Here is a 20,211-nt window from a genome sequence, read left to right on the forward strand (position 1 = left end):
GGGCTCGGCGTCGCTAGCGCCTCCCGCTTGACGGTCAGGCCGCGCCGATCGCCTCACGCGCCCGCGCGGCGATCGCCTTGCGGCCGCCGATCTCGGCCGGGTCGAAGGCATCGAGCATATGCAGCGTCACCGGAAACGTACCGCGCCGCCGCAGCACCCGCAGTGCATGGACCTGTCCCGGCTCGTCCCCGACCCACGCAAGCTCGGCCGTCGCCGGACCGTAATCGACCCGCACCGGCTGCACGCGGCCACCCGGCGGCGGCGGATCGAGCGCGGCGAGCAGCGCCGCCTTGAACGGCAGCAGCGTCGTGCCGTCGCTGGTCGTGCCTTCTGGAAAGATCGTCACCGCCCAGCCTTCGGCCAGCGCGTCGCGCAGCCGAGCGATCTGCGCCGACACCTGCAAGCGGTCCTCGCGCGTCACGAAGATCGTGCGGTTCAGCGTACACAGCCAGCCGACCAGCGGCGCCGCGCGCAGTTCCGCCTTGGCGACGAAGGCGCTGCCGGTCGCGCCGGCGATGGCGAGGATGTCGATCCAACTCAAATGGTTGGCCAGGAACACGACGTCGCGCTTCAGCGGCCGGCCGATCACGCGCACGCGCGCACCGACGATCCACGCGACGCTGCCCAGGAACAGTCGCGGCCAGGGCGAGGGCAGGCGAACCGCCCGCCACAGGCCGTGGATGCAGAGCGCACCGATCAGGGCGATCACCAGCGCCGCCAACCGGATCGCGAGGCGCAAGTTGGCGATCACGCGCCCGCGCTTACGCCTTGCGATCGAGGCTGACGCCGTACAATTCCATGCGATGGTCGACCAGGCGGAAGCCCAGCTTCTCGGCGATCGCCTTTTGCAGCTGCTCCAGTTCCGGATCGACGAATTCGATGACCTTGCCCGTCTCGACGTCGATCAGGTGATCGTGGTGCGCTTCCGGTGACGGCTCGTAGCGTGCGCGGCCGTCGCCGAAATCGTGGCGATCCAGGATGCCGGCCTCTTCGAACAGGCGCACGGTGCGATAGACGGTGGCGATCGAAATGCCCGGATCGATCAGCGAGGCGCGCTCATACACCTTTTCGACGTCGGGATGGTCTTCGGCTTCCGACAGGACGCGCGCGATGACGCGACGCTGTTCGGTGATGCGCAGGCCCTTCTGATTGCACAGGGCTTCGAGGTCGATCTTGCGAGGCATGAGCACCGTGTAGAACAGTGCGCTTGTTGCGAAAAGCGAAACCGACTCGCAACAGTGATCGGATGCGACGATCGGTCGAGCCCGGTCGCGTTACACCGCCCGCCGATACGTATGCGCGTCGAACGCCTCGCCGCCGCGCCCGCGATAATAGCCGCGCCGCTCACCCACCTTGGCAAAGCCCTGCTCGGTATACAGCGCCACCGCAGGATTGTTCGCCCGCACCTCCAGATGCAGATCCGCGATGCCGCTCATCTGCGCCTCGGCGATCACCGCGCGCAGCAGGGCGGTGCCGATGCCCCGCCGACGAAAGGCGGGATCGACCGCGAGCAGCAGCAGTTCCGCCTCGTCCATCACGCTGCGCACCATCGCGAACCCGGCGGGGCGATCATCGACCAGCGCCAGCGTCAGCCGCACGCCGGGCATCGCGAGCACGCCCAGACACTGATTGCGGGTCCACGCCTCGCCATAGCGGGGATCGAAGGCGGCGGTCATCAGCGCGTCGACCGTCGCGACGTCGCGCGGGTCGCCGGTGCGCAGCAGGATCTGGTGCGTCGCCATCAGGCTGCCGGCTCCGGCACGCGGCCGCCGGGCAGTTTGGCATCGGGCGCACGGCCGTAGACCGGACGCGCGGGCAGCGTCTTCAACGCCTCGGGCAGCAGCAGCGCGTCGCGCGCATCGGGCAAAGCGGGCTGGCCGCCGAGGTCGGGGGCGACCTGTTGCAGCCAGCGTACGCCGTTGCCGACCGGATAGCGTTCGCCCAAGGCGGCGATCGCTGCCTCCGGCTTCAGCGAGGCGAGCGCATCGAGCGGCACGGGTCCGGCCGCAAAGCTCTGCACGAACACCTCTCCATGCCCGCCCTCCAGCATCGCGGCGATCTGGCCCTCCCGCCCGCCGGCAAAGGCGGCGGCGGCGAGGAGCGACAGGCTCGAATAGCCGGCGACAGTGCTGCCCCAGCCGAGTGCCAGCGCCCGGGCTGCGGCGATGCCGACGCGCAGGCCGGTGAAGCTGCCGGGGCCGACATCGACCAGGATATGCCCTGCGCGTCCGCCATCGGGCAAAGCGGCGATCATCGGCAGCAGCTGTTCGGCATGGCCGCGCCCGACCTCGCGATGCTCGGCGGCGATGACCTGCCCGCCGTCGATCAGAGCGATCGAGCAGGCGGCGGTGGCGGTGTCGATGACAAGAGTGCGGGCAGTCATGATGAAGCGCCTGCTTTGCGGCAGCCCGCGCGCCGGGGCAAGATGCGAGTGGCGGTTAGCACTTGTCACACGTCACCCCGGACTTGGTCCGGGGTCCACTCTGCGGCGAAGGGAACGGCAAGAGGCTCCAGCTCCACCCCCGCGGGATGGTGGACCCCGGACCAAGTCCGGGGTGACGACGAATATGCGGAGGGACGCTCGCAATCCCCGATCGGCGAGGGTCTTACGCGATCGTGTTGAACTTTTCGAACGCCGGCCGCGGCGAGCGCGGGTGCAGGCTGGCGGGATCGCCATAGCCCAATGTCGCGATGAAGTTGCTGCGCACGCCCGGCTGGTCGGCGAAGAACGCCTTGTCCACCGCGCCCTGGTCGAAGCCGGACATCGGCCCCGTATCCAGCCCCAGCGCCCGTGCCGCCAGGATAAGATAGCCGCCCTGCAACGACGAATTGCGGAACGCCGAGGCGACGCGCAGCTCGGTATTCCCATCGAACCATGCCTTGGCGTCGGTATGCGGGAACAGTTCGGGCAGATGCTCGTGAAACTCGACGTCCATGCCGATGATGACGGTCACGGGCGCTTTCAGGATCTTGTCGCGATTGCCCTCCGATGCGCAGGCGGCGAGCTTCGCCTTGGCCTCGTCGCTGACGCACCAGACCAGCCGCGCGGGCAGCTGGTTGGCGGAGGTCGGACCCCACTTCATCAGGTCCCAGATCTGGCGCAGCTGCTCGTCGCTCACCGGGCGATCGGTATAGCCGTTGAACGTGCGCGCGGTCCGGAACAGCGTGTCCAGCGCGGCATCGGGCAGGGGAGCGGACATCAGACGGCCCTCACTTCGGTGACTTCGGGAACGTAATATTTCAGCAGCTGCTCGATGCCGTTCTTCAGCGTTGCGCTGGACGACGGGCAGCCGGCGCAGGCGCCCTGCATGCGCAGGTACACCTTCCCCTTGTCGAAACCGCGATAGACGATGTCGCCACCGTCGTTCGCCACTGCCGGGCGCACGCGCGTGTCGATCAGCTCGCGGATCTGCGCGACGATCTCGGCATCGGCGGGATCGTCGGTCGTCACCTCGTCGCTGTCGCCCGCGGGCACGCTGAACCCAGCGCTACCCTGGCGGAAAAGCGGCATGTTGGCGGCGAAATGGTCGAGCAGGATCGCGAGCACATCGGGCTTCAGGCCGACCCAGTCGACCCCCGGCGCCGCCGTCACCGACACGAAGTCGCGGCCGAAGAACACGCCGGTCACGTCGCCCAGCGCGAACAGCATCTCGGCAAGCGGGCTCGCCTCCGCTTCCTCGGGCGTCGCGAAATCGCGCGTGCCCGCGTCCATGACGATGCGGCCCGGCAGGAACTTCAGGGTCGCCGGATTGGGTGTGGCTTCGGTCTCGATCAGCATGGGGGCCATGTGGACCGCGTGCGGCTGCGGATCAAGCACAGCCGCAGAAAGGCTTTGTTTCCCGTCGCGAAGCGGGGCGCCTCAGCCCACCCGCTCGCGATGCCCCGCCGGGAAGCCCGCGATCGCCAGCGCCGCGATCCGCTCCGCCACCACTTCCGGCGGCTTCACCGACTCCGGCGCCTCGCCCGGATAGGCGCGCGCGCGCATTTTGGTCCGCGTCGCGCCGGGATCGAGGATCGCGGTGCGGATGCCGCTGATCTCGCTCGTCTCGTCGCCATAGGCACCGATCAGAGTCTCGAACGCCGCCTTGGACGCGCCATAGGCCCCCCAATAGGCGCGCGGGTTGCGCCCGACGCTGGAGGTGACGCCGATCACCTTCGCCGCAGGGGCCTTGCGCAGCATCGCATCGAATGCCTGGATCATCGCCACCTGCGCACTGACGTTCAGCGTCAGCACCTGCGCGAATTCCTTGGGGTCGATCGCCGGCACCGCCGCCAGCGTGCCCAGCATGCCGGCGTTCAGAACCAGCACGTCCAGCGCCTGCCAGCGTTCGCCGACCGCGCTCGCCAGCCGGGCGATGCTGTCGGTCTGCGTCATGTCGAGCGGGGCGATCGTCGCCGATCCGCCCCCGTCGAAGATCGTTTCTTCGACCGCCTCCAGGTCCTTCGCCGTCCGCGCGGTCAGCACGACATGCGCGCCCGCCGCCGCCAGCGCGATCGCGGTCGCGGCGCCGATGCCGCGGCTGGCGCCGGTGACGAGCGCCAGCTGATTATCGAGTGGCTTTGCCATCAGTTCACCCGCTCTTCGAGCATCGCGAACTGGTCGACGTCGGCGACATCGTCATGGTCGGTCAGCGTCGTCGGATAGTCGCCGGTGAAGCAGGCATCGCAATATTTCGGCAGACGCGACGCGCGCTGTTCCTCGCCCAGCGCCTTGTACAGGCCGTCGATCGAGACAAAGGCGAGGGTGTCGGCATGGATGAAGTCGGTCATGCCGCCGACGTCATGCTTGGCCGCGAGCAACTTGGCCCGCTCCGGCGTGTCTACGCCATAGAAGCAGCTGTGCCGCGTCGGGGGCGACGCGATGCGCATATGCACCTCGGCCGCGCCGGCATCGCGCATCATCTGCACGATCTTCAGGCTGGTCGTGCCGCGCACGATCGAATCGTCGATCAGCACGATGCGCTTGCCCTTGATCAGCGCGCGGTTGGCATTGTGCTTCAGCTTCACGCCCAGATGGCGCACCTTGTCGCCCGGCTGGATGAAGGTGCGGCCGACATAATGCGAACGGATGATGCCCAGCTCGAACGGAATGCCCGATTCCTGCGCATAGCCGATCGCGGCGGGCACGCCCGAATCGGGCACCGGGATGACGAGGTCGGCCTCGACCGGCGCCTCGATCGCCAGCTGCGCACCGATCGCCTTGCGCACCGAATAGACCGATTGGTCGCCCGCGATCGAATCGGGGCGGCTGAAATACACCCATTCGAAGATGCACGGCCGCGGCGCCACCGCTTCGAACGGCTTGATCGATCGGATGTCCGTGCCCTGCACGATCACCAGCTCGCCCGGCTCGACCTGCCGTTCGAAGGTCGCGCCGCACACGTCGAGCGCCACGGTTTCGGATGCGAAGATCACCGCGCCGTCCAGGCGCCCCATCACAAGCGGTCGAATCCCCAGCGGATCGCGGCAGGCGATCATGCCTTCGGGGGTCATCACGACCAGGCTATAGGCACCCTCCACCTGCTTCAGCGCGTCGATGAACCGGTCGAGGAGCGTACGGTAGTTCGACGTCGCGACGAGGTGGATGATCGTCTCGGTGTCGCTGGTCGACTGGAAGATCGATCCGCGCCGCACCAATTCGCGGCGCAGCTTCATCGCGTTGGAAATATTGCCGTTGTGCGCGACGGCGAAGCCGCCGGTCGACAGGTCGGCGTACAGCGGCTGGACGTTGCGCAGCGCCGTCTCGCCCGTCGTCGAATAGCGGACGTGGCCGACCGCGGTGGTGCCGGGCAGCGCGCGGATCACGTCGTCCCGATCAAAATTGCCCGCGACATGGCCCATCGCGCGATGCGTGTGGAACAGCGTACCGTCGAAGCTGCTGATCCCGGCGGCTTCCTGTCCGCGATGCTGCAGGGCGTGCAGCCCCAGCGCGACCAGCGCTGCGGCACTATCGCTGCCGGACACGCCGAACACGCCGCATTCCTCGCGCAGCGTATCGCCGTCTTCGGTCGTGGTTTCGAACGGATTGGTAGTCAGCATGGGGAGGGGGCTCACATGACGGCGGGTGGCCATATAGGAGCGCAATCCGGCTTTGTCGCGCATTTGTCATGACCGATCGAACCGTTTCCCCTGCCTGCTCGTTGTGGCGCTTTCGGGAGTGGAGTCGGACGATGGCGAAGGATCACGGCGCTCAGATCAAGGACGACGGCCTGTACGAAGAGCTGCGCAAACAGGGCAATTCGAAGGAAAAGGCTGCGCGCATCGCCAATGCCAAGGCAAACGGATCGCTCGACCACAAGGCGACGCACCTTGAAGATCGCACCAAGGCCGACCTGATGAAGGAAGCGCGCGAGATCGGCATCGAAGGCCGATCAAAGATGGACAAGCCCGCGCTGATCAAGGCGATCCGCGGGCATCAGTGAGGGTAAATGCCAGAGGCGCGCGAACCTCGCCCCACTTCACCCGTCACCCCGGACTTGTTCCGGGGTCCACTCCGCGGCTGGGGGGATGCCAAGAGGCTCTAGCCGACCCCCCGCGGCCCAGTGGACCCCGGACCAAGTCCGGGGTGACGGGGGGGCTATCACGCGCCCGCTACGTTCCCCTTACGCCGCAAGCCGCCCAGATCTTCCGGCCCCTTCGCCACGGGAACCAGCACCCACACTGCCGTCCTCGCACCCAATGGCACCGCGCCCTGCAAGGCCTGCTAGTTCATGCACTGCGGCTGCCCCACCACTCCCCGTCACCCCGGACTCGTTCCGGGGTCCACTCCGCGGCTGGGGGGATGGCAAGAGGCTCTAGTCGACCCCCGGCGGCCCGGTGGACCCCGGACCAAGTCCGGGGTGACGGCGCGTTTGCGGATGCCTACCGGCCGCCCGACACGGCCTCACCTTTACGCCGCACACCGCCTAGGTCTTCCGGCCCCTTCACGGCTGGAACAGGCGTAGACGTTGCCGCAGCCACCGGCACGGCGCTAAGCAACACCTGCTGCTTCATACACTGCCGCCGGTCCGCGCGTTTCGTCAGCGCACAATTCCACAACGGACGCTCGATCCCCGCATCCCGATCGCGCCAGTAGCTGAACGCCATCGCCGCCACCTGTTCCGTCGTCAGCGGCGTCGCGGCGGGCGTGGCGGCGGCTTCGGTCCAGCCCGAAAAACGGCACGTCTTGCGCTCGCCGCAGGCCTTCATCGCCACCGCGGGATACAGGTCCGACATCACGCCCTTGGGCAGCGTCGCGAGGATCGTCTCGTTCGTCCCGTCCGCCACCGGCGTCGTCGCTGCGATCGTCGCGGCCGCACCATCGTCGCCCAGCATCCCCAACGCCTCCGCCGCATCGAGCAGCGCGGTATCCGCCTCGGCGAGCTCCGCGCCGGTCTTGTGCGCATCGGACACGGGGGCGAGCTGGGCGATCACCGGCTCCGCGGAACTCACCTGCCGGTTGAACGCGGGCGGCGTGCCCCACCATCCCGTCCAGCGGAAGAACAGATGGCTATGCACCGCGACCACCTTGTCCAGGCTCGCCTGCCAATAGGGGACGACCCAGTCGGTGTGGTAATGTGTCGCATAGCCGACCGGGCGATAGACCGCGCCCGACAAGGCCGCGTCCGCCACGCCGCGCGCGCGCCGCCACTGGTCTGCGGTCGGAGTCCAGCGGGTGAGCGCATGGTCGCAGGCGAAGCTGAACTGGCAGCCCGTGCTGCGCTCCTGCCCTTCGAAGATCACGCCGCAGATCGTCTTCGGAAACGCCGGATGCCGCAGCCGGTTGAGCACCACCTGCGCGACCGCGCGCTCGCCCTCGGCATCGTCGCCCGCCTCGTACAGCACCCCCGCCGCCATGCAGTCGAGCGCCCGCGCCCGGTCTTCCGCGCCCCCGGCGAAGCGGAACGGCCGCGCGGCGGGATTGGGCAGGGTGGAGAAGGGGATCGCGTCATTGTACGCCTTGGCATCCTCGGCCGACAGGTCGACGAACGCGACCGGCTCGACGTCCGGCACTTCGGCGGCGGGTACGACGTGGCGCGGGGGAAGCCGGACCGCCTTACGCACTTTCGGGATCGCCGGCGGGTGCGCCACTACCCACGCCGGCACGCCGATCGCCAGCAAGGAGGTGACGGCCAGCACGGGGCGCAGCCAAAGGGAGTAGGGGGCCGCACCGCCGTGATTCGCCGAAGTCATTACGGCTGTGTGTGGTTGCGATTGCCGCATTAGGCAATCCGGCTCCCCCTTGTCCGTCATCCCCACGAACGCGGGGATCCAGACACGCTACCGCGGCGGATCTTGCCGACAGGCCAGCCAGTCTGGATGTCCGCCTGCGCGGAATAACGGGGAGAGCTTACTGCTCCGGCAAGAAATCCGGCACCGACAGATAGCGCTCGCCCGTATCGTAATTGAACCCGAGCACCCGCACGTTATCCGGCAAGTCCGGCAGCTTCTGCAGGATCGCCGCCAGTGTCGCGCCCGACGAAATACCGACCAGAATGCCCTCTTCGCGCGCCGAGCGTCGCGCCATGTCCTTGGCGACCGCGGCATCCACCTCGATCACCCCGTCCAGCGCCTGGGTGTGCAGGTTGCGCGGGATGAAGCCCGCGCCGATGCCCTGGATCGGGTGTGGCCCCGGCTGGCCACCCGCGATCACCGGCGATGCCGCTGGCTCGACCGCGAAGACCTTCAGGTTCGGCCATGCCTTCTTCAGTGTCTCGGCGACGCCGGTGATATGGCCGCCGGTGCCGACGCCGGTGATGATCACATCGATCGGCGAATCGCGGAAGTCGTTCAGGATTTCCTGCGCCGTCGTGCGAACATGGACGTCGACGTTCGCCCCGTTTTCGAACTGCTGCGGCATCCACGCACCCGGCGTCGCATGGACCAGCTCGATCGCGCGCTCGATCGCGCCTTTCATGCCCTTCTCGCGCGGGGTGAGGTCGAACGTCGCGCCATAGGCGAGCATCAGCCGCCGCCGCTCCAGCGACATCGATTCGGGCATGACGAGGATCAGCTTATAGCCCTTCACCGCCGCGACCATGGCAAGGCCGACGCCGGTGTTGCCGCTGGTCGGTTCGATGATCGTGCCGCCGGGCTTCAGGTCGCCGTTCGCCTCCGCCGCCTCGACCATGGCGAGCGCGATCCGGTCCTTGATCGATCCGCCGGGGTTCGACCGTTCCGATTTGATCCAGACCTCCGAATCGGGGAACAGCTTCGACACGCGGATGTGCGGCGTGTTGCCGATCGTTTCCAGGATGGTGTTGGCCTTCATGGCTTGGCGTCTCCGTGGCTAGGTTCGGTTTGCAGGATCTCTGGCGGGTCAAAGGTTCGCGCGGCGCCGAGTTCCGGAAACAGCCGCGCCCACAGCAAGGTCACACCGATCGCGCCCAACCCGCCGAACACGACCGCGCCCACCGGGCCGAGCAGCGAGGCCATCACCCCGCTCTCGAATTCGCCCAGTTCGTTGGACGCCGAAATGGTCAGCTGCGACACCGCGCTCACCCGCCCGCGCATCGCATCGGGGGTGTGGAGCTGGATCAGCGACTGGCGGACGTAGACCGACACCATGTCGGCGCCGCCCGCGACGATCAGCGCGACGAGGCTGAGCAGGAAGGCGGGGTGGACAAAGACCGCGAGTCCGCCGAGCTGAACCGTCCGCGTCGCCAGGCCGAGCGCGCCCGTGACATGGCTCGCGATGCCGAAGGTCAGGATGGACAGGCCGAACACAACGACCGCGGCGAGCATCTTGACGCCGACATTGGTGCTCATCGGCTTGAACGAGAACCAGATCGCGGTGGTCGCCGCGCCGATCCCCATGCCCGCGGCCAGCATGCCCAGCCCCTGCGACCCGACATGCAGGATGTCGCGCGCATAGACGGGCAACAGCGAGGTCGCACCGGCGAGCAGCACCGCAAACAGGTCGAGCGTGATCGCCGCCTGTACCAGCCGGTTGCGGCGGACGTAGGAAAAGCCCTCGGCGATTCGCGCCAGCGGCCGGTGGTCGGGCTGCGACGGCGGCTGCGGCACGGGGCCGATTAGGAACATGAAGGTCAGCGCGACCGCGAACAGCGCGGTGGCGACGCCGTACGCGACCTCGGGGTGGATGGCGTAGAGCAGCCCGCCGACGCTCGGCCCGGCGATCGTTCCCACCTGCCACGCGATCGAGCTGACCGCGATCGCGGTCGGCAGGCTTTCGCGCGGCACCAGATTGGGCGCGAGCGCCGAATAGGCGGGTCCGGAAAAGGCGCGCGCGATCCCGAACGCCACCGCCGCCGCGAACAGCGCGATGAGCGTCAGGTGCCCCGACCAGGTCAAGAACCACAGCATGCCCGCCGTCGCGACCAGCAGCGCCGTCGTGCTGCGGACGATCCAGCGCCGGTCGACGCTGTCGGCGACCAGGCCCGTGACTGGGGTCAGCAGGAACAGCGGCACGAATTGCGCAAAGCCGATCATGCCCAGCATGAATGCCGCCTGCCGCACGTCCATCGTCACACGCGCCAGATTGTAGACCTGCCAGCCGATGACGATCGACATCGCGGATACGGCGATCGTCCCGCTGAACCGCGACAGCCAATAGGCGCGGAAGTTGGCGATGCGGAACGGATGGACGGGGCGCGTGCTCATGTCGGACGAGCTTTGGCGCGGGCCGAGGGGAAGGGCAACATAGTTGCGCTTTGGTGCCCCTCGTGTTCTGCCCACTCTTTGTCATCCCGGCGCACGCCGGGATCCATGGTTGCGGGCGGCTGATGGTGACGCGCCATCGCGGGCGTCGCGTGTCCGTGGATCCCGGCGTGCGCCGGGATGACGAAAGAAGCCACCAGAAACGCTACGTCACAGCCATCTTACCCCAGGGAATTGATGTTCCCCGTGAACCCGGCCTATAGGCTCGGTCACATCCCCAGGACCGTTGAGGTAATACGTGGCCAAATCGCCTGCTCCTCCCGCCGTACCGCTCAGCAATCGCGAGCGTCCCGCCGATCCCAAGCCGTTCGAGGCGACGAAGGAGCAACTGCTCGACTTCTACAAGCAGATGCTGCTGATCCGCCGGTTCGAGGAAAAGGCGGGCCAGCTCTATGGCTTGGGCTTCATCGGCGGCTTCTGCCACCTGTACATCGGCCAGGAAGCGGTCGCGGTCGGCCTGCAGTCTGCGCTGGACGGCGACAAGGATTCGGTGATCACCGGCTATCGCGACCACGGCCACATGCTCGCCTATGGCATCGATCCCAAGGTGATCATGGCCGAACTGACCGGCCGTGCGGCCGGCATCAGCCGCGGCAAGGGCGGCTCGATGCACATGTTCTCGACCGAACATAAGTTCTACGGCGGCCACGGCATCGTCGGCGCGCAGGTGTCGCTCGGCACCGGCCTCGCCTTCGGCCACAAGTACAGCAACGACGGCGGCGTCTGCCTCGCCTATTTCGGTGACGGCGCGGCCAACCAGGGCCAGGTCTACGAAAGCTTCAACATGGCGGAGCTGTGGAAGCTCCCGATCATCTTCGTGATCGAGAACAACCAATACGCCATGGGCACCAGCGTCAACCGCGCCTCGTCGGAAGACCAGCTCTATCGCCGCGGCGAAAGCTTCCGCATCCCCGGCATCCAGGTCGACGGCATGGACGTGCTCGCCTGCCGCGGTGCCGCCGAGGAAGCGCTCGCCTGGGTGCGCGCGGGCAAGGGGCCGGTCATCCTCGAGATGAAGACCTATCGCTACCGCGGCCACTCGATGTCCGACCCCGCCAAGTATCGCAGCCGCGAGGAAGTGCAGGGCGTTCGCGACAAGTCCGACCCCATTGACCACGTCAAGAAGCTGCTTGAGGGCCACGGTGTGACCGAGGCCGATCTCAAGACGCTCGAACAGGATATCCGCAAGATCGTGAACGAAGCCGCCGATTTCGCCGAAAGCACGCCCGAGCCCGAAGAGGCCGAGCTGTATACCGACGTGCTGGTGGAGACCTACTGAGATGGCGATCGAGATTAAGATGCCGGCGCTGTCGCCGACGATGGAAGAGGGCACGCTCGCCAAGTGGCTCGTCAAGGAAGGCGACACGGTGAAGTCCGGCGACATCATGGCCGAGATCGAAACCGACAAGGCGACGATGGAATTCGAAGCCGTCGACGAAGGCACGATCGGCAAGATCGTCGTCGCCGAAGGCACCGATAATGTGAAGGTCGGCGAAGTCATCGCCGTGCTGCTCGAAGACGGCGAGAGCGCCGATTCGGTCGCCACGACGAAGAGCGACAGCCCCAAGGCGGACGAGGCCAAGCCGGCGGACAAGGTCGAGGATTCGGCTCACCCCGCGCAGGAAAAGGTCGAGACCGGCACGCGCCAGATGTTCGAAGCGGCCGAGAACGAGGGCAAGCAGGACCCGGCGATCCCTGAAGGCACCGAGATGGTGAAGACCACCGTCCGCGAGGCTTTGCGCGACGCGATGGCCGAGGAAATGCGCCGCGACGAGCGCGTGTTCGTGATGGGCGAGGAAGTCGCCCAGTATCAGGGCGCGTACAAAGTCACCCAAGGGCTGCTCGACGAATTCGGCGACAAGCGCGTCATCGACACGCCGATCACCGAATATGGCTTCGCCGGCGTCGGCACCGGTGCGGCGATGGGCGGCCTGCGCCCGATCATCGAATTCATGACGTTCAACTTCGCCATGCAGGCGATCGACCACATCATCAATTCGGCGGCCAAGACCAACTATATGTCCGGCGGCCAGATGCGCTGCCCGATCGTGTTCCGCGGTCCGAACGGCGCAGCGAGCCGCGTCGGCGCTCAGCACAGCCAGAACTACGGTCCGTGGTACGCATCCGTCCCCGGCCTGATCGTCATCGCGCCCTATGACGCGGCCGATGCCAAGGGCCTGCTGAAGGCCGCGATCCGCAGCGAAGACCCCGTCGTCTTCCTCGAAAACGAGCTGATGTACGGCCGCTCGTTCGACGTGCCGAAGCTGGACGATCACGTCCTGCCGATCGGCAAGGCGCGGATCATGCGCGAAGGCAAGCACGTCACGCTCGTCAGCTATTCGATCGGCGTCGGCCTGGCGCTCGAAGCCGCCGAGACGCTGGCGAAGGACGGCGTCGAGGCGGAGGTCATCGACCTGCGCACGCTGCGTCCGCTCGACACCAAGACGGTGCTGAAGAGCCTCGCCAAGACCAACCGCCTCGTCGTGGTCGAGGAAGGCTGGCCGACCTGCTCGATCGCCAGCGAGATCGCCGCGGTGGTGATGGAACAGGGCTTCGACGACCTCGACGCGCCGGTGCTGCGCGTCACCAACGAGGACGTGCCGCTGCCGTATGCCGCGAACCTCGAAAAGAAGGCGCTGATCGACGCCGCCAAGATCGTCGCGACCGTCAAGAAGATCGTCTGATACGGACGGGAAGGGGGCGGCTGCGCCGTCCCCTTCGACCGCTTACGCCGCGAACAGGTCGCAGGTCGACGGCTGGGCCGAATTGAGCGGATTGTAGATCTGCCGGAAGTCGCGATTGTTGCGGACGATCATCGACGCGACGTAATGCATGCGGAACGGCTTCGCGAGCCACGCGCTGACCAGCGGCTGATACTGGTAATTCACCTCGACGAAGATGACGCCCGTATCCGCGGGCGCGCTGACCATGCGGCCGGGATCGCCCATGCCGTTGGGGGCCAAGGTGCCGGCGTCCGACGACGTCGCGGTCGATCCGGCGGTCGCCGACGTCGTGCCATAGCTCGATTCATATCCCGGCCCGCGCTTCATCCCCATGCATCGCTGCCAGTGGATGCGCTGCACCCGCGCGCTGTCATAGCTTTGCTGGATATATTCCAGGCTGGAGATCGTGACCCGGCCGTACGTCCCGAGCTTCAGCGGCGCACCCTGCAACCGCGCCGCCTGCAGCACGTCGTTCATGTCCCCGTCGCGCATCTGCTCGATGTTGTTCGCCCCCATCTGCCCCATGCGGGAGGCATTGTCGGCGAGGGCGAGCGTGATCTGGCTGATCCGCATATGCGTCAGCGCCTGATTGCCCATCTCCGCGCCATACAGGCCCAGCGCCAGCACGACCGGCCCGGCGAAGGCGAATTCGATCATCGCCACGCCGCGGCGGTTGCGCGCCAGCCGCCGCCACAGGGTCTGGTATTGGGGGGTCAATTGCATAGACGATTCACCGTCGGCGCCGCCTGCGTCGCATAGGGCTGGTTCTTCAGCAGCGTCTCGGCGGTCACCGTCTGATAGGGCGAGGCGCCGATCAGCGGCGCGACCGGAAAGATCCGCGGATAGGTGATACGGATCCGATACAGCGTCACGTCGTTCGCGCCGCCTTGGCCGGTCGTGCCCGGCTCCGCATCCCAGCTGCCGTTACCGTTGATGTCGCGATAGCATTCGCCCGGATCGCGCTGGTTGTTGCCGTTGGTATCCTCGAACGGTTCGGGGCCGACCGCGCTGAACGTCGCGTAGCTGAGCCGCGTCGAGCAATAGGTTCCCGGCATCGGCGTGGTGGCGCAGGACGCGGTCGGCATCGCCATGACGCCCGTCATCATCTGTAGCACGCGTGCGTCGATGGTCGCGGTCTGCTGCGCGCCGCCCTGGATCCCCGAATCGCGCGCCGCCTTTTGGATCGCGCCGTACAGCAGCTGCTTGACGTACATCTGGTACAGCATGTCGCCGAGGCCCATCATCATCAGCGCCATCACCGGAAAGATGATCGCGAATTCGACGAGGGTGACACCGCGCTGGTCGCGGCTCAGCCGCGACAGCAGCCCGCGGCCGATCCTCATTTCGACACCCGCAGCAGCGCCACCTGATTCGCGATCCGGCGGAAGGCCGCGTCGAGCGACGCATTGTCGCTGGCGTAGAAGGCTTGGCCGGGCGAGGCGCATTGCGTCAGCTGCGGTGTCAGCGTCTGGCCGAAGCCGATGACGAATACGGTGATGTTGCGCGCCTTGGCCGCGGTACATTCCGCAAGGAAGCGCGCGTTGTGGTAGGGGATCAGGCCGCTGGCATCCGTACCGGTGCTCGCGACCCGGCCGTCATAAGTTTGCAGCCCGTACATGCCGTAGATCATCGGATTGGGCGCCATGTCGCCGTCGGTCATGAACACGATATACCGATTGGGCGCCTGACGCCCCGGCCAGGCGGCGGTATCGGTCGCGAACAGGCCGGTCGGCGACAGCAGCCGCGTGCCCCAGATCATGCCCGTGTCGTGATAGGTGCCGCCCTGCGCCTTGAAATCGACAGCGTTGACGTAATCGGACACGTCGCTGCGGGTCATCACGCCGAGCCGGCGCACGGGCTTGCCGCACGACACATAGGCCGCCCGCAGGTTCGCGGTGTAGGCGAGCGACGTCCAGGTCGCCGTGGCGTTGGTCGTCGTGGTCGACACGTCGCCGTACACGAAGGGCGAAGTCGGCGAATAGGGCCGCGCGGTATTGCCGGCATTGGGGTTCGACGTCGAGCCGCGATAATAGACGACCTCCGGCCACATCGGCCGCCAGCGCGTCGCATCGCTGGCCGCGACGGCATCGGGATCGAGGTCGGGCGGCAGGTTGCCCTGGTCGAAGCTCAGCGCACCGTAGGTGGTATTGCGCTCCTCCAGGCACCCCTGCCATTTGGCGGTCTGCCCGGTGACCTTGCTGGGATCGGGCACCGCATTGCCCAGCTTGAATTGGCTGACGTCATACGACACCGGCTGATATTGCCAGACCGGCATCTTGGGATCGGTGGTGACGGTGCAGGTGCCGCCGGAATAACTAGACCAGCTCGACGTGACATATTCCGCGGTGCCGTCGGCGCGGAACACGTACGTCGCGACCGATCCGTCGGGGTTGATTACGTTCTGCGGCGAACGTCCCGTCGCGCGGTTGTTGCAGTTTCTCTGCGAGACATTGTAGCTGGTGCTCGACGTATCATCGCCATTGTTGGTTTCGCCGACGATCCGCCGCGACTGATAGGTCCAACTGTCGACGATCGCGCTCGATGGCAGCGCGAACCCGGCATTGACTGTCGACGTATAGGTGACGAAGCCATAGCGCACGTGCGTCGACGTATCCGCATTCGCCGTCATCGTGTCGTAGAAGCTGAGCACCGCCGATCGTAGGCCTGAAATCTTGGATCCATCCGCCTCGACCGCATAATAACCGGTCGTCCCATCGGGACGGGTGTAGGTACTGGTCTGGTTCGTGCAGCTGTTGGCGGGCGTGCAGGCCATCGACCCGGTCGTGTCGAGCACGAACATGACGTCCGAATCGGCGACGTCGAAGCGCGCTTCGCAGTTCACCGTCATCGTCCGCGCCGACATGCCGAACATCTTCATCACCGTCGTCGGCACCCGGACGGAGGCGGTGCCGGCGACCTGATTGTCGCTCGTCTTGGTCGGCGTGAAGGGCACGGTCGCGCTGGTATAGGCCGGCGTCCCCATGATCCCGCTGGGAAAATTGTTGGCGAAGAACGTCTTCGCCGTCGCCGCCGCGGCCGCGTCCAGCGTACTGCTGCTGCTGTCGGCCATCGCCTTGCGACCGGCCAGCGCGCCCGCGTCGCACGCCTGCTGCAACCGCACCTTCACCAGATACATGCGCCCGAAATCGACCGCCGATCCGGTGAGCGCGGACATCGGGATCAGGAAAGCGGCGAGCATCGCGAGCGTATTGCCGCCCTTCGCTCGGGCGAAGCGGGACATGAACGAAGGCTGGCCGTGGGTATCCGTCAGTTGCCGATCGATCGTCACGCCGCGCGAGCCCTGTCCATAATCGACTGATATTCTAAGCGCTTAATGCTGACGATTACGTAAATGCCGTGTCCGGTCTGGCCCTATCGCGTCGTCCAGTCGACGCGGACGCGGGGCTTGCAAGTCGCGGGGCGGACGGGCAGCGATCCACCATGCCCGCTCCTTCCGCCGCCCCGCCGCCCGATCGCGAACTGATGCTCGCCGCCGCCCCGCATGCGGCGCGGGATGCGCTGCGCGCGCTGTTCGATCTCGACGATCGGCTCGCGGGAATCGTCCGGACGACGCGCGAACCGATGGTTGGCCAGATGCGACTCGTCTGGTGGCACGATGCGCTGGAGCGGCTCGACACCGCCGCGCCCCCGGCCGAACCCCTGCTCCAGGACATCGCACGCCTGCTGCTGCCGCGGGGCGTGAGCGGGGCGGCGCTCGCGGCGATGACGGACGGCTGGGAAGAGCTGGTCGTCACCGATCCGCTCAATGATCAGGCGCTGGTGCGGCATGCCGACTCGCGCGGGGGCACGCTGTTCGTGCTGGCAGGACGATTGCTGGGCGCCGAGCCGGCTGCGCTACTGATCGCGGGGCAGGGCTGGGCCTATGCCGATCTCGCCCGCCATCTTACCGTCGCCGCGCTGGCCGATCATGCGTCGGCGCAGGCCCGCGCCACGCTTTCCCAAGCCTTCACCGCGACATGGCCGTCGCCCGCGCGAGCCGTCGGCGTGCTCGCGCTGCTCGCATCGCTCGAGTTGGAGGGGGGCACGCCGCTCGGCAAGGCGTGGCGCGTCGCGCGCTTCCGCTTCACCGGGCGATAGCGGCATTGCCTGCGCTGCATCGCATGATAGCCTCCCGCCGCAATCGGGAGGGCGGGCGATGTGGCGATATCTGGCGGGTGGCGGAGCGTTGGCGGCGGCGGTCGGGGCAGGGGTGCTGATCGCCGCGCATCGCGGTCAGCCCGACCTGCTACCCGCGCAACCGCTCGTCCAGCAGGCCGCCGCGCAGACCACCACCGACGCCGAAGACGCGCCCGTTCCGGAGGCCGCACCCGCCACGCGCGAACAGAAACGCTTCAACCGCTACGACAAGGATCGCGACGGACGCATCACCCGCGACGAATATCTCGCCGCCCGCCGCAAGGCCTTCGCCAAGCTCGACACCAACGGCGACGGCCGGCTCAGCTTCGACGAATGGGCGATTAAGGCGACGACCAAATTCGCCACCGCCGACAAGGACGCCTCCGGCGCGATGACCGCAGCCGAATTCGCCACCACCGCCGTCAAGCGGAAGGCACCGTCTCGCGCGAAATGTCCGCCGCCGCAGCAGGCTCCGTCGGAAGAGAGCTGAGCCACGGTTCGAACGCGGCGCGCGCGCGGTCGGTGTACATCCGCTTGCGATCCGCCTTCTTGGTGCGGCCGGGGATCGGCGGCATTAGCCCGAAATTGACGTTCATCGGCTGATACGTCTCCGCCTCCGCCCCGCCGGTGATATGCCCAAGCAGCGCGCCGAGCGCGGTCGTCACCGGCGGGGGGCTGAGCGTCTCGCCCCGCAATTCGGCCGCGGCGAAGCGCCCGGCGAGCAGGCCGATCGCCGCGCTCTCGATATAGCCCTCGCACCCCGTGATCTGCCCGGCGAAGCGCAGGTTCGGCCGATTCTTCAGCCGCAGCGTCTCATCCAGCAGTTCGGGCGAGCGGATGAAGGTGTTGCGGTGCAGGCCGCCCAGCCGCGCGAACTCGGCGTTCTGCAAGCCCGGGATCGTCCGGAACAATCGCACCTGCTCGGCATGCTTCAGCTTGGTCTGGAAGCCGACAATATTCCACAACGTGCCCTGTCGATTGTCCTGGCGCAGCTGCACGACGGCATAAGGCCAGCGCCCGGTGCGCGGATTGTCGAGGCCCACCGGCTTCATCGGCCCATAGCGCAGCGTATCGATCCCGCGTTCCGCCATTACCTCGATCGGCATGCAGCCGTCGAAGTACGGCGTGTCCTTCTCCCATTCCTTAAACTCGGTCTTCTCGCCTGCCAGCAGCGCGGCGTGGAAGGCGAGATACTGCTCCTTGTCCATCGGGCAGTTGATGTAATCCGCCTCGCCCTTGTCCCAGCGCGACGCCTTCCACGCGATATCCATGTCGATCGTGTCGAAGTGGACGATCGGGGCGAGCGCGTCGAAGAACGCCAGCGCCTCCGCCCCCGTTGCCCCGCCGATCTCCTGTGCCAGAGACGCCGCGGTCAGCGGCCCGGTCGCCAGGATCGCCGGCCCGTCCGGCAAGGCATCCACTCGCTCGCGCACCAAAGTGACGTTGGGATGATGGGCAAGCGCCTGCGTCACTCCATCCGAATAGCCGTCGCGATCCACCGCCAGCGCCGACCCCGCCGGCACGCGATGCGCATCGGCCTGGGCCATGATCAGCGATCCCAGCCGCCGCATCTCCTGATGCAGCAGCCCCACCGCATTCGCCTCCGCATCGTCGGACCGGAAGCTGTTCGAACAGACGAGTTCGGCCAGGCCATCGGTCTGGTGCGCCGGCGTGCGCTCGCCGCTGCCGCGCATCTCGGATAGGCGCACGCGGAACCCCGCCTCGGCCAGCTGCCACGCCGCTTCCGATCCGGCGAGCCCGCCGCCGACGATATGGATGTCATGAGTCATGCGTCATGCCTCTAGGCGGCATCACCCCTGTAGGACAACCGGGTCGCGCCATCGCACGTAGCGCCGTGCGATGGCCGCAACCAACGCCCCCGCGATCGCCCCGGCCGCAAGGTTTCCCAGCCGGGTGACGTCGAGCAGCGGACCGGCCAAGGTCCCGCCGACGCCGCCGACCGCCCACCAGATGACCGGGCGCCGCCAGATGGCCCAGCGTGCGCCCAGCCAACCGCCGATGACGATCATCATGCCGATCGGCGCTGCCGCCAAGACGAGGCCGAGACACACGGCAAGCGGCAAAATGAAAACAAGCCCCACAGGCATCTGTGCATTGGCTCGCACCAAGGCAGACCCCAGCACGATCATGGCGTAGACAGGCCCCGCCGCCAACGCCGCGGCGATCCAACCGATCGCACGTCCTTCGGTGAATGATCTGGATTGCATCGGCGTGCTTCCATCCCATGTCTTCACGATGACGACGATCTACACCATCGGCTACGAAGCGACCACTATGGCCGACTTCCTCGCCGCGCTCACCAAGGCGGGGGTCAAGCGCGTCATCGACGTCCGCGCTTTGCCGCTATCCCGCCGCCCCGGCTTCTCCAAATCCTCGCTCGCCGCCAGCCTGAAAGAGGCCGGCATCGACTATGTCCACCTGAAAGCGCTCGGCACCCCCAAGCGCGGCCGCGACGCCGCCAAGAAGGGCGACGTCGCAACCCTCACCGCCGTCTACGACCACCAGCTCGCGCTCCCCGAGGCCCAGGCAGCGGCAGCTCAGATGCTCGACCTCGCCCAGGACACGCCCAGCGCCCTCCTCTGCTACGAACGCGAACCGACCCACTGCCACCGCAAACTGCTGCTGGACGCGGTGGGCGAGGGGGTAGAGGTGGTCGATTTGTACGCTTGAG

At 67.2% G+C, this 20,211-nt stretch carries 22 protein-coding genes; 6 read left to right on the forward strand and 16 right to left on the reverse strand.

The features are described from left to right. Positions 1 to 34: 34 nt before the first annotated feature. The 8 genes from ACP7A3_RS00675 to purF form a co-directional block, all read right to left on the reverse strand. The gene (locus ACP7A3_RS00675) at positions 35 to 751 is read right to left on the reverse strand and encodes a lysophospholipid acyltransferase family protein (protein ID WP_426254599.1); all 717 of its coding nucleotides are present in this window, start codon (positions 749 to 751) and stop codon (positions 35 to 37) included. Between the two features lie 10 nt (positions 752 to 761). Beyond that, entirely contained in the window at positions 762 to 1,184 is a 423-nt protein-coding gene (locus tag ACP7A3_RS00680; protein ID WP_017978916.1) for a Fur family transcriptional regulator, read from the reverse strand. A 90-nt stretch (positions 1,185 to 1,274) separates the two neighbouring features. After that, positions 1,275 to 1,742, reverse strand: coding sequence for a ribosomal protein S18-alanine N-acetyltransferase (gene rimI / locus ACP7A3_RS00685; protein ID WP_063689428.1), 468 nt, complete (start codon positions 1,740 to 1,742; stop codon positions 1,275 to 1,277). Next, positions 1,742 to 2,383, reverse strand: coding sequence for a tRNA (adenosine(37)-N6)-threonylcarbamoyltransferase complex dimerization subunit type 1 TsaB (gene tsaB / locus ACP7A3_RS00690; RefSeq protein WP_426254600.1), 642 nt, complete (start codon positions 2,381 to 2,383; stop codon positions 1,742 to 1,744). Before tsaB ends, rimI begins: the two co-directional genes overlap by 1 nt. Before the next feature lie 223 nt (positions 2,384 to 2,606). Next, entirely contained in the window at positions 2,607 to 3,200 is a 594-nt protein-coding gene (locus ACP7A3_RS00695) for a malonic semialdehyde reductase (RefSeq protein ID WP_426254601.1), read from the reverse strand. Then, positions 3,200 to 3,778, reverse strand: a complete 579-nt coding sequence (locus ACP7A3_RS00700) for a NifU family protein (RefSeq protein WP_024310548.1) — start codon at positions 3,776 to 3,778, stop codon at positions 3,200 to 3,202. Before ACP7A3_RS00700 ends, ACP7A3_RS00695 begins: the two co-directional genes overlap by 1 nt. Before the next feature lie 81 nt (positions 3,779 to 3,859). Beyond that, entirely contained in the window at positions 3,860 to 4,567 is a 708-nt protein-coding gene (locus ACP7A3_RS00705) for an SDR family NAD(P)-dependent oxidoreductase (RefSeq protein WP_426254602.1), read from the reverse strand. Continuing rightward, positions 4,567 to 6,039 carry an amidophosphoribosyltransferase gene (purF, locus tag ACP7A3_RS00710; protein ID WP_043059267.1) on the reverse strand — a complete coding sequence of 491 codons (1,473 nt, stop codon included), beginning with the start codon at positions 6,037 to 6,039 and terminating at the stop codon, positions 4,567 to 4,569. The genes ACP7A3_RS00705 and purF overlap by 1 nt, the downstream gene beginning before the upstream one ends. A gap of 131 nt (positions 6,040 to 6,170) precedes the next feature. On the opposite strand from purF, the gene ACP7A3_RS00715 reads away from it, so the two are divergent. Continuing rightward, positions 6,171 to 6,422 (forward strand): DUF7218 family protein, encoded by a 252-nt coding sequence (locus ACP7A3_RS00715; protein ID WP_426254603.1) that lies wholly within the window; start codon positions 6,171 to 6,173, stop codon positions 6,420 to 6,422. Positions 6,423 to 6,861: 439 nt separating this feature from the next. Here the strand turns inward: ACP7A3_RS00715 and ACP7A3_RS00720 are convergent, their stop codons facing one another. The 3 genes from ACP7A3_RS00720 to ACP7A3_RS00730 form a co-directional block, all read right to left on the reverse strand. Continuing rightward, the gene (locus tag ACP7A3_RS00720; RefSeq protein WP_426254604.1) at positions 6,862 to 8,118 is read right to left on the reverse strand and encodes a cell wall hydrolase; all 1,257 of its coding nucleotides are present in this window, start codon (positions 8,116 to 8,118) and stop codon (positions 6,862 to 6,864) included. A gap of 211 nt (positions 8,119 to 8,329) precedes the next feature. Next, a complete protein-coding gene (cysK, locus tag ACP7A3_RS00725) occupies positions 8,330 to 9,250 on the reverse strand; it encodes a cysteine synthase A (RefSeq protein ID WP_017978907.1) in 921 nt (306 codons plus the stop codon). Next, positions 9,247 to 10,602 carry an MFS transporter gene (locus tag ACP7A3_RS00730; protein WP_426254605.1) on the reverse strand — a complete coding sequence of 452 codons (1,356 nt, stop codon included), beginning with the start codon at positions 10,600 to 10,602 and terminating at the stop codon, positions 9,247 to 9,249. Before ACP7A3_RS00730 ends, cysK begins: the two co-directional genes overlap by 4 nt. A 295-nt stretch (positions 10,603 to 10,897) precedes the next feature. Between ACP7A3_RS00730 and pdhA the strand changes: the two genes are divergently transcribed. Both pdhA and ACP7A3_RS00740 read left to right on the forward strand, forming a co-directional pair. Then, positions 10,898 to 11,938 carry a pyruvate dehydrogenase (acetyl-transferring) E1 component subunit alpha gene (gene pdhA, locus ACP7A3_RS00735; RefSeq protein WP_017978905.1) on the forward strand — a complete coding sequence of 347 codons (1,041 nt, stop codon included), beginning with the start codon at positions 10,898 to 10,900 and terminating at the stop codon, positions 11,936 to 11,938. A 1-nt stretch (position 11,939) separates the two neighbouring features. After that, entirely contained in the window at positions 11,940 to 13,343 is a 1,404-nt protein-coding gene (locus tag ACP7A3_RS00740; protein WP_017978904.1) for a pyruvate dehydrogenase complex E1 component subunit beta, read from the forward strand. 42 nt (positions 13,344 to 13,385) lie between these two features. Here the strand turns inward: ACP7A3_RS00740 and ACP7A3_RS00745 are convergent, their stop codons facing one another. The 3 genes from ACP7A3_RS00745 to ACP7A3_RS00755 are packed head-to-tail and all read right to left on the reverse strand — an operon-like array spanning position 13,386 to position 16,623. Then, complete coding sequence (locus tag ACP7A3_RS00745; protein WP_426254606.1) at positions 13,386 to 14,105, reverse strand: TadE/TadG family type IV pilus assembly protein; 720 nt, start codon at positions 14,103 to 14,105, stop codon at positions 13,386 to 13,388. Then, positions 14,096 to 14,725: a TadE/TadG family type IV pilus assembly protein gene (locus tag ACP7A3_RS00750; protein WP_426254607.1), complete on the reverse strand. Its 630-nt coding sequence runs from the start codon at positions 14,723 to 14,725 to the stop codon at positions 14,096 to 14,098. Before ACP7A3_RS00750 ends, ACP7A3_RS00745 begins: the two co-directional genes overlap by 10 nt. After that, positions 14,722 to 16,623 carry a pilus assembly protein TadG-related protein gene (locus tag ACP7A3_RS00755; RefSeq protein ID WP_426257125.1) on the reverse strand — a complete coding sequence of 634 codons (1,902 nt, stop codon included), beginning with the start codon at positions 16,621 to 16,623 and terminating at the stop codon, positions 14,722 to 14,724. Before ACP7A3_RS00755 ends, ACP7A3_RS00750 begins: the two co-directional genes overlap by 4 nt. A gap of 200 nt (positions 16,624 to 16,823) precedes the next feature. On the opposite strand from ACP7A3_RS00755, the gene ACP7A3_RS00760 reads away from it, so the two are divergent. Both ACP7A3_RS00760 and ACP7A3_RS00765 read left to right on the forward strand, forming a co-directional pair. Next, on the forward strand, positions 16,824 to 17,480 hold the full coding sequence (locus ACP7A3_RS00760; RefSeq protein ID WP_426254609.1) for a squalene/phytoene synthase family protein: 657 nt from the start codon (positions 16,824 to 16,826) through the stop codon (positions 17,478 to 17,480). Positions 17,481 to 17,538: 58 nt separating this feature from the next. Continuing rightward, positions 17,539 to 18,009 (forward strand): EF-hand domain-containing protein, encoded by a 471-nt coding sequence (locus tag ACP7A3_RS00765; RefSeq protein WP_426254610.1) that lies wholly within the window; start codon positions 17,539 to 17,541, stop codon positions 18,007 to 18,009. Here ACP7A3_RS00765 and trmFO read toward each other — a convergent pair. Next, positions 17,942 to 19,309 (reverse strand): methylenetetrahydrofolate--tRNA-(uracil(54)-C(5))-methyltransferase (FADH(2)-oxidizing) TrmFO, encoded by a 1,368-nt coding sequence (gene trmFO, locus ACP7A3_RS00770; protein WP_426254611.1) that lies wholly within the window; start codon positions 19,307 to 19,309, stop codon positions 17,942 to 17,944. The two genes, ACP7A3_RS00765 and trmFO, sit on opposite strands and share 68 nt — an antisense overlap. A 21-nt stretch (positions 19,310 to 19,330) precedes the next feature. Beyond that, a complete protein-coding gene (locus tag ACP7A3_RS00775; protein WP_294213027.1) occupies positions 19,331 to 19,747 on the reverse strand; it encodes a hypothetical protein in 417 nt (138 codons plus the stop codon). A gap of 28 nt (positions 19,748 to 19,775) precedes the next feature. On the opposite strand from ACP7A3_RS00775, the gene ACP7A3_RS00780 reads away from it, so the two are divergent. Then, the gene (locus tag ACP7A3_RS00780; protein WP_241891533.1) at positions 19,776 to 20,210 is read left to right on the forward strand and encodes a DUF488 family protein; all 435 of its coding nucleotides are present in this window, start codon (positions 19,776 to 19,778) and stop codon (positions 20,208 to 20,210) included. Position 20,211 lies beyond the last annotated feature (1 nt).

The sequence above is a fragment of the Sphingomonas sp. DC5200-1 genome (genome assembly GCF_049897245.1).
Classification (GTDB): domain Bacteria; phylum Pseudomonadota; class Alphaproteobacteria; order Sphingomonadales; family Sphingomonadaceae; genus Sphingomonas; species Sphingomonas aquatilis.